General features: G+C 59.7%; 2 protein-coding genes. Both read right to left on the bottom strand.

Annotated elements, in window-relative coordinates:
* Positions 1-24 precede the first annotated feature (24 nt).
* Positions 25-864: a sulfonamide-resistant dihydropteroate synthase Sul1 gene (gene sul1 / locus ACOI7Z_RS27220; protein WP_000259031.1), complete on the bottom strand. Its 840-nt coding sequence runs from the start codon at positions 862-864 to the stop codon at positions 25-27.
* The coding region (locus ACOI7Z_RS27215; RefSeq protein ID WP_017900405.1) for a DMT family transporter at positions 858-1,134 on the bottom strand (277 nt) is incomplete at its 5' end. The genes ACOI7Z_RS27215 and sul1, both read right to left, overlap by 7 nt.

The following is a 1,134-nucleotide window of genomic DNA, read 5'->3' as shown; positions in this document are numbered from 1 at the left end:
TAGCGGGCGGCCGGAAGGTGAATGCTAGGCATGATCTAACCCTCGGTCTCTGGCGTCGCGACTGCGAAATTTCGCGAGGGTTTCCGAGAAGGTGATTGCGCTTCGCAGATCTCCAGGCGCGTGGGTGCGGACGTAGTCAGCGCCATTGCCGATCGCGTGAAGTTCCGCCGCAAGGCTCGCTGGACCCAGATCCTTTACAGGAAGGCCAACGGTGGCGCCCAAGAAGGATTTCCGCGACACCGAGACCAATAGCGGAAGCCCCAACGCCGACTTCAGCTTTTGAAGGTTCGACAGCACGTGCAGCGATGTTTCCGGTGCGGGGCTCAAGAAAAATCCCATCCCCGGATCGAGGATGAGCCGGTCGGCAGCGACCCCGCTCCGTCGCAAGGCGGAAACCCGCGCCTCGAAGAACCGCACAATCTCGTCGAGCGCGTCTTCGGGTCGAAGGTGACCGGTGCGGGTGGCGATGCCATCCCGCTGCGCTGAGTGCATAACCACCAGCCTGCAGTCCGCCTCAGCAATATCGGGATAGAGCGCAGGGTCAGGAAATCCTTGGATATCGTTCAGGTAGCCCACGCCGCGCTTGAGCGCATAGCGCTGGGTTTCCGGTTGGAAGCTGTCGATTGAAACACGGTGCATCTGATCGGACAGGGCGTCTAAGAGCGGCGCAATACGTCTGATCTCATCGGCCGGCGATACAGGCCTCGCGTCCGGATGGCTGGCGGCCGGTCCGACATCCACGACGTCTGATCCGACTCGCAGCATTTCGATCGCCGCGGTGACAGCGCCGGCGGGGTCTAGCCGCCGGCTCTCATCGAAGAAGGAGTCCTCGGTGAGATTCAGAATGCCGAACACCGTCACCATGGCGTCGGCCTCCGCAGCGACTTCCACGATGGGGATCGGGCGAGCAAAAAGGCAGCAATTATGAGCCCCATACCTACAAAGCCCCACGCATCAAGCTTTTGCCCATGAAGCAACCAGGCAATGGCTGTAATTATGACGACGCCGAGTCCCGACCAGACTGCATAAGCAACACCGACAGGGATGGATTTCAGAACCAGAGAAAGAAAATAAAATGCGATGCCATAACCGATTATGACAACGGCGGAAGGGGCAAGCTTAGTAAAGCCCTCG

The organism is Klebsiella sp. C283, from assembly GCF_048822555.1.
Taxonomy (GTDB): domain Bacteria; phylum Pseudomonadota; class Gammaproteobacteria; order Enterobacterales; family Enterobacteriaceae; genus Klebsiella; species Klebsiella quasipneumoniae.
The sequence above is the reverse complement of the archived record's forward strand: the minus strand, read 5'-3'. Positions and strand labels throughout refer to the sequence as shown.

Coding starts and splice junctions, on each gene's coding strand:
- sul1 (WP_000259031.1), bottom strand. CDS start 864: ATGGTGACGGTGTTCGGCATTCTGAATCTCACCGAGGACTCCTTCTTC.